Source organism: Streptomyces sp. NPDC060002 (assembly GCF_042737245.1).
In the GTDB taxonomy this organism is placed as follows: Bacteria; Actinomycetota; Actinomycetes; order Streptomycetales; family Streptomycetaceae; genus Streptomyces.
On sequence record NZ_JBHWUW010000020.1, the window covers coordinates 135,328 to 142,137 of the forward strand.

At 69.6% G+C, this 6,810-nt stretch carries 5 protein-coding genes; 3 read left to right on the forward strand and 2 right to left on the reverse strand.

The annotated features are described in order from the left end of the window. Positions 1–86 precede the first annotated feature (86 nt). Positions 87–965 carry an MBL fold metallo-hydrolase gene (locus ACFWBD_RS19780; RefSeq protein ID WP_385668118.1) on the forward strand — a complete coding sequence of 293 codons (879 nt, stop codon included), beginning with the start codon at positions 87–89 and terminating at the stop codon, positions 963–965. Between the two features lie 483 nt (positions 966–1,448). Here the strand turns inward: ACFWBD_RS19780 and ACFWBD_RS19785 are convergent, their stop codons facing one another. Together ACFWBD_RS19785 and ACFWBD_RS19790 are read right to left on the reverse strand one after the other, a co-directional pair. Next, positions 1,449–2,789, reverse strand: a complete 1,341-nt coding sequence (locus ACFWBD_RS19785) for a class I SAM-dependent RNA methyltransferase (protein WP_385668120.1) — start codon at positions 2,787–2,789, stop codon at positions 1,449–1,451. Positions 2,790–2,914: 125 nt separating this feature from the next. Beyond that, positions 2,915–5,008, reverse strand: coding sequence for an APC family permease (locus tag ACFWBD_RS19790; RefSeq protein WP_385668122.1), 2,094 nt, complete (start codon positions 5,006–5,008; stop codon positions 2,915–2,917). A gap of 413 nt (positions 5,009–5,421) precedes the next feature. Here ACFWBD_RS19790 and ACFWBD_RS19795 point away from each other — a divergent pair, with 413 nt between their 5' ends. Both ACFWBD_RS19795 and ACFWBD_RS19800 read left to right on the forward strand, forming a co-directional pair. Continuing rightward, on the forward strand, positions 5,422–6,090 hold the full coding sequence (locus tag ACFWBD_RS19795; RefSeq protein ID WP_385668124.1) for a potassium channel family protein: 669 nt from the start codon (positions 5,422–5,424) through the stop codon (positions 6,088–6,090). After that, positions 6,090–6,767 carry a TrkA family potassium uptake protein gene (locus tag ACFWBD_RS19800; RefSeq protein WP_351759548.1) on the forward strand — a complete coding sequence of 226 codons (678 nt, stop codon included), beginning with the start codon at positions 6,090–6,092 and terminating at the stop codon, positions 6,765–6,767. Before ACFWBD_RS19795 ends, ACFWBD_RS19800 begins: the two co-directional genes overlap by 1 nt. Positions 6,768–6,810: the final 43 nt, after the last annotated feature.

Here is a 6,810-nt window from a genome sequence, read left to right on the forward strand (position 1 = left end):
GCGACCCATCACAGGTAAGGAAGCTCTTCGTGTTCACCTCATCGCAAACGACCAGGTCCACTACTCCCCCCGCCTCTTCCTGGACGGTGGGCAACCACACCGTACGACGCATCGACGAAGTGGTCCTGCCCGCCCAGACCGGTCCGTGGCTGCTGCCCGGGGCAACCACCGACCTCGTGAGCCGGACTCCCTGGCTGAGCCCCGAATTCGTCGACGAACAAGGCGTCCTGCGCCTGGCGAGTCACAGCTTCGCCGTCGAGGTGGACGGCATGCGGGTGCTGGTGGACACCGGCATCGGAAACGGGAAGCGGCGCTCCAACCCCGCCTGGCACAACCTGAACAGCGACTACGAAGCACGGCTACGGGCGGCGGGCTTCGCGCCGGAGAGCGTTGACGTCGTGGTCCTGACCCACCTCCACGCCGACCACGTGGGGTGGAACACGCGTGCCGAGGGCGACGCCTGGGTGCCCACCTTCTCGAACGCGCGCTATCTCACCTCACGCACCGAGTGGGACTACTGGGCGGGTGTCGACATGGAGGAGGCGCGTCGACAGATGTTCCGGGACTCGGTCCATCCCGTCCGGGAAGCAGGTCTGTTCGACCTCATCGATGTCGCGGACGAGGGCACGGACGTCGCGCCGGGCATCCGTCTGCTGCCTACCCCCGGCCACACACCGGGGCAGGTAGCGGTGGAACTGAGCAGCCGTGGCGAGACCGCACTGGTCACCGGCGACAGCATCCACCACCCGGTCCAGATGGCGCATCCGGAGCTCTGCAGCTGTGTGGACGTCGCTCCCGAACTCGCGGCCAGGACCCGGAACCAGGTGCTCGGCTCACTGGCCGGTACGTCAACTCTCCTGCTGGGGAGCCACTTCCCGCCGCCGACCGCCGGACACGTGCGACGCGAGGACGGCGGGTACCGACTGGCCCCGGCTCCCTCAGGGGTCACGCCCATCGGCGGCTGAAGAGGATCGGAGCGCCCGGGACGGCCGCGCACGAGTCGCGCCGAGTCCGTGCGGGTGACGTCCTGGGCGTCTGCGACCGGGCGGCCCGGGAGTGGCTGTGAGACTCCTCCGGCATGCGCTCCGTCGTCACCGATGGGGGCCGGAAGAAGTTACGACCGATCACCGGCTTGCGCCCTTTGCGTAAGCCGGCTGCCGGCTGTCCCTCGTGGGCGACAGTCACGCCGACGCCTCGCGAACGAGGGCAAACCCGCCGGCCCCACTCGCCCCTGGCGGGCCAAGCAACGCGACCCTGCTTCAGTCTCACGAACCGAGCGTCATTCGAGCGTCAAGAGTGGCGAATGCACGTCGCCGACATCAGGCGTACGAACCCCGCCACACCCTGTAACCGCAGGTCAGGCGAGTTTGAACAAGCAGTGCGTCTGCCCGACCCTCTACACAGAGGAAAACAGGTCGAGCGACCCACCCGGACTACAAAACAGCAGGTCAGACACCCTTGTCCGCAGGCTCCAAAATAGCCACGCACTCCACGTGATGCGTCATCGGGAACAGGTCGAACGCCCGCAGCATCCGCACCTTGTAGCCCCCGTCCCGGAAGTACGCCAGGTCGCGGGCGAGGGCCGCCGGGTCGCAGGCCACGTACGCGATCTTGCGCGGCTTCAGGGACGCCAGGTGCTCGACCGTCTTCTTGCCCGCTCCCGCGCGCGGCGGGTCCAGGACGACGAGGTCGACCTCGGTGATGCCGGTACGCGGGAGTACGGCCTCGACCTTGCCCTGCTCGATCCGCACCCGCTCGAACCCGGCGAGGTTGTGCCGGGCGTCCTCGACGGCGCGCTTGCCGGACTCGATGCCGAGGACCGCGCCCTTGTCACCGATGCGGTCGGCGAGGGCTCCCGCGAAGAGGCCGACGCCGCAGTACAGGTCGAGCGCCATGTCGCCCTTGCGCGGCAGCAGGCCCTGCATGACCGCCTTGACGAGGGTGTCGGCGGCCTGCGGATGGACCTGCCAGAAGCCGCCGCTGCCGACGCGGTGCGTCCGGCCGTCGGCACGCTCGCGGACGAACCCCCGGCCGTGGACACGGTGGATGCCGCCGTCGTGCTCCTCGACGCGCATGACGGAGACGGGCTTGTCGAGTTCGACGAGGGGGAGGCGGGCACCGGGCCGGGGCTCGAGGATGACCATGCGGTCCTGGGAGCCCGTCGCGGCGATCGCGTCGACGGACACCATCCCGGACCAGTCGCGGTCCTCGATGCCCAGCTCGCTGATGCCCGGCGCCGCGATCATGCAGTGCTCGATCGGCTCGACCTCGTGAGAGCGGTGGCGCCGCAGGCCTGCGTTGCCGTCGGCGTCGACCGCGTACTGGACGCGGGTGCGCCATGCGGGCACCTGGCCGGGCGGCAGCTTGTCGCCCTCGGCCGGCATCACGGTGCCGTCCCAGCCGGCCTCCTCGGGCGTGAGGCCCGCGAGCCGCTGCAGCTGCTCGGCGATCACCTCGCCCTTGAGGCGGCGCTGGGCGCCCGGCTTGGCGTGCTGCCAGTCGCAGCCGCCGCAGCGGCCGGGTCCGGCGTACGGACAGGGTGCCTCGACCCGGTCCTTGGACGGCTCCAGCACCTGCACCGCGTCCGCGCGCAGGTACCGGGCCCCCTCCTCGCCCTCGGTCACCCGGGCCACGACCCGCTCGCCGGGCAGCGCGTGCCGGACGAACAGCACCTGGCCGGCTTCCGTCCGGGCGATGCAGTGGCCGCCGTGGGCGACGGGGCCGATCTCGACCTCGTACTCCTGCCCGACGAGCGACACCGCCTGCGACTTCTTCGGTTCTTCCTGCATGGCGGGGTGACTCCACAACGTCGAACGAGGAACGGCCGGACAACAGCCCACCAGTCTACGTGGCTGTCGTCCGGCCGTTCACCATGCGCCGGGGCGGGGGGGCGAACGCCCGCCCCGCGCGAGGGTCAGTTCTTCGCGTCCGGCTTCGAGGAACCCGGGGCGCTGCCGGAACCGGAGCCCGACGATTCCTTCGGGCGCCCCTCCTGCAGGGGACCGCGTCGCACCGCACCCGGAGCGTTCCACTCCTGGCGCCTGCGGGCCCGCTTCTTCGCCACCTCGGAGGAGTGGAGCTGGTAGGGGACGGACGTGACCATGACGCCCGGCGTGAACAGCAGCCGTCCCTTGAGCCGGAGTGCGCTCTGGTTGTGCAGCAGGTGCTCGTACCAGTGGCCGACCACGTACTCCGGGATGATCACCGACACCGCGTCGCGCGGCGACTCCTGGCGCAGGCTCTTGACGTACTCGATGACCGGCCGGGTGACCTCGCGGTAGGGCGAGTCCAGAACCTTCAGCGGTACGTCGATCCCGCGCCGTTCCCACTCGTCGCGCAGCGTCTTCGTCTCGGCCGGGTCGACGTTGACGGTGAGCGCCTCGAGGGTGTCGGAGCGCATCAGCTTGGCGTAGGCGAGGGCGCGCAGCGTCGGGCGGTGGATCTTGGAGATCAGCAGCACCGAGTGGACGCGCGAGGGCCGGACGGTGTCGTCGCTGGGGCCGTCGGGAGCGGCGATCTCCGCGGACACACGGTCGTAGTGACGGCGGATGGCGGTCATCGTCCCGTAGAAGATCACCATGCCGAGCAGGGCGACCCAGGCGCCGTGCGTGAACTTGGTGACCAGGACGACGACCAGGACCAGGCCGGTGAAGAAGGCGCCGAAGGTGTTGATCGCGCGGGAGCGGACCATGTGGCGCCGCTTGAGCTGGTCGGTCTCGGTCGCCAGGAGGCGGTTCCAGTGCCGGACCATGCCGATCTGGCTGAGCGTGAAGGACACGAACACGCCGACGATGTACAGCTGGATCAGGCGGGTGGAGTCGGCGCCGTAGATGACGACGAGCAGCATGGCCGCCCCGGCGAGCAGCACGATGCCGTTGGAGAAGGCGAGGCGGTCGCCGCGGGTGTGCAGCTGGCGGGGCAGGTAGCGGTCCTGGGCGAGGATCGAGCCGAGCACCGGGAAGCCGTTGTAGGCGGTGTTCGCCGCCAGGAACAGCACCAGGGCCGTGGCGGCGGCGAGCACGAGGAAGAGGAAACTGTCCTTGCCGAACACGGCCTCGGCGACCTGGGTGATCACCGGGTTCTGGACGTATCCGGCGCCGACCGCGGTGCCGTCCTTGAGCAGGTCGACGGCCGGGTTCTCGGCCATCCGGACCTTGGTGAACAGGGCCAGCACGATGATGCCGCAGAACATGGTGACGGCCAGCAGGCCCATCGCCGCGAGGGTGCTCGCCGCGTTCTTCGACTTGGGCTTGCGGAAGGCGGGGACGCCGTTGGAGATCGCCTCCACACCGGTGAGCGCGGCACAGCCGGAGGAGAAGGCGCGCAGCAGCAGGAAGACCAGGGCGAAGCCGGCCAGCCCCTGGTGCTCGGCCTTGATCGTGTACTCGGCCGTCGGCGCCCGCATGGTGTCGTCGAGCACCAGCCCGCGGAAGGCGCCCCAGGCGATCATGATGAAGACGCCGGCGACGAAGACGTAGGTGGGGATGGCGAAGAGCTTGCCGGACTCCTTGACGCCGCGCAGGTTCATCAGCGTCAGCAGCACGATCACGGCGACCGCGCAGGCCACCTTGTGCTCGACCACGAACGGGATCGCGGAGCCGAGGTTCTCGATGCCGGAGGCGATGGAGACGGCGACGGTCAGGACGTAGTCGACGAGCAGCGCGCTCGCGACGGTCAGGCCGGCCTTGGGGCCGAGGTTGGTGGTGGCCACCTCGTAGTCGCCACCGCCACTGGGGTAGGCGTGGACGTTCTGCCGGTAGGAGGCGACCACCGTGAACATCAGCACGACGACCGCGAGGGCGATCCAGGGGCTGAAGTGGTAGGCCGACACGCCCGCGATGGACAGGACCAGCAGTACCTCCCCGGGCGCGTAGGCCACGGAGGACAGCGGGTCGGAAGCGAAGACGGGCAGGGCGATGCGCTTCGGCAGGAGCGTTTCTCCGAGCCGATCACTGCGCAGTGCGCGCCCGATCAGAATCCGTTTGGGCACGTCGGTCAGTTTGGACACAACAGAGGATCGTAGGCCTTCGAACACGGGACCGCCCACCCTCCCCCGGCCTCAGCCGGGTGATGGCGTGCCACGTCTGCCTCCCGGGTGAAATCGGCCATGCCCGCGCTGCGGATTCCGCGACCGCGCCGATCCCCATGTCTATATGACAATCCCCGCCCGCTGCCGCCCCCTTGGAGGGTCCATGCACACGACCGCGGAGATCATCGGCGCCGTCGGCACCCTCGTCGGCCTCGGAATCCTTACCTTCCTCAGTCTCTGGAGCATCAGCCGCCGCTGATCACGCAAAGCGTGCACGGGGGTGCCCTGCGCCGACCGCACGTGTGTAGCTTGGTCGACGGTCTGAGACCCTGTTCAAAGCCAGGCCAGAATTTTTATTGACTTCTTGACTTCTTGACCTCGGAAGGACGGTCGTGCACATCGTCATCATGGGCTGCGGCAGGGTGGGTTCCGCCCTCGCGCAGACCCTGGAGCAACAGGGGCACACGGTCGCCGTGATCGACCAGGACCCCACCGCCTTCCGACGACTGGGCTCCGGTTTCGGTGGCCGGCGGGTCACCGGAGTCGGCTTCGACCAGGACACCCTGCGCGAGGCGGGCATCGAGGAGGCCGGCGCCTTCGCCGCCGTGTCCAGCGGCGACAACTCCAACATCATCGCCGCCCGGGTGGCCCGTGAGATGTTCGGCATCGAGAACGTCGCCGCCCGCATCTACGACCCCCGGCGTGCCGAGGTCTACCAGCGCCTGGGCATCCCGACCGTCGCCACCGTCCGCTGGACGGCCGACCAGATGCTGCGCCGGCTGCTCCCCTCGGGCGCCGAGCCGCTGTGGCGCGACCCCACCGGGGGCCTCGAGCTCGCCGAGGTGCACGCCGCCCCGTCCTGGGTCGGCCACAAGATCAGCAAGCTTCAGGAGGAGACGGGCGTCCGCGTGGCGTTCCTCACCCGCCTCGGCGAGGCGATCCTGCCCACCTCCCAGACGGTGCTCCAGGAAGGCGACCTGGTGCACGTGATGCTGCGGAGCGACGAGGTCGAGAAGGTCGAGGCCTCGTTCGCCGAGGGCCCCAAGGAGGACGGTCACTGATGAGGGTCGCCATTGCCGGAGCCGGCGCCGTCGGCCGCTCGATCGCGGGCGAGCTGCTGGAGAACGGCCACGAGGTCCTGCTCGTGGACAAGGCACCGACCGCCATCTCGGTCGAGCGCGTCCCGCAGGCGGAGTGGCTGCTGGCCGACGCCTGCGAGATCACCTCCCTCGACGAGGCCGCCCTCCAGCGTTGCAACGTCGTGATCGCCGCGACCGGCGACGACAAGGTCAATCTGGTCGTGTCGTTGCTGGCCAAGACGGAGTACGGCGTCCCGCGCGTCGTCGCCCGGGTGAACAACCCGAAGAACGAGTGGCTCTTCAACGAGTCCTGGGGCGTGGACGTGGCCGTCTCCACCCCGCGTCTGATGTCGGCCCTGGTCGAGGAGGCGGTGAGCGTCGGTGACCTGGTCCGCCTGCTCCGCTTCAGCCACGGCGACGCCAACCTCGTCGAACTGACCCTCCCCGAGGAGTCGGCCCTGGCCGGCACCCAGGTCGGCGACGTGGAATGGCCGGAGGACACCTCGCTGGTCACCATCATCCGCGGCACCCGGGTCCTGACCCCCACCCGCGAGGACTCCCTCGAGGCGGGCGACGAACTGCTCTTCGTGGCCGCCCAGGCGAGGGAGGAACAGCTGGAGGACCTCCTGTCGGTCCGCAAGGCGGACACCGGCAGCTGAGCCACGAGGGACGCACGCGTGAGGGGCGCGCCCGGAGATCCTG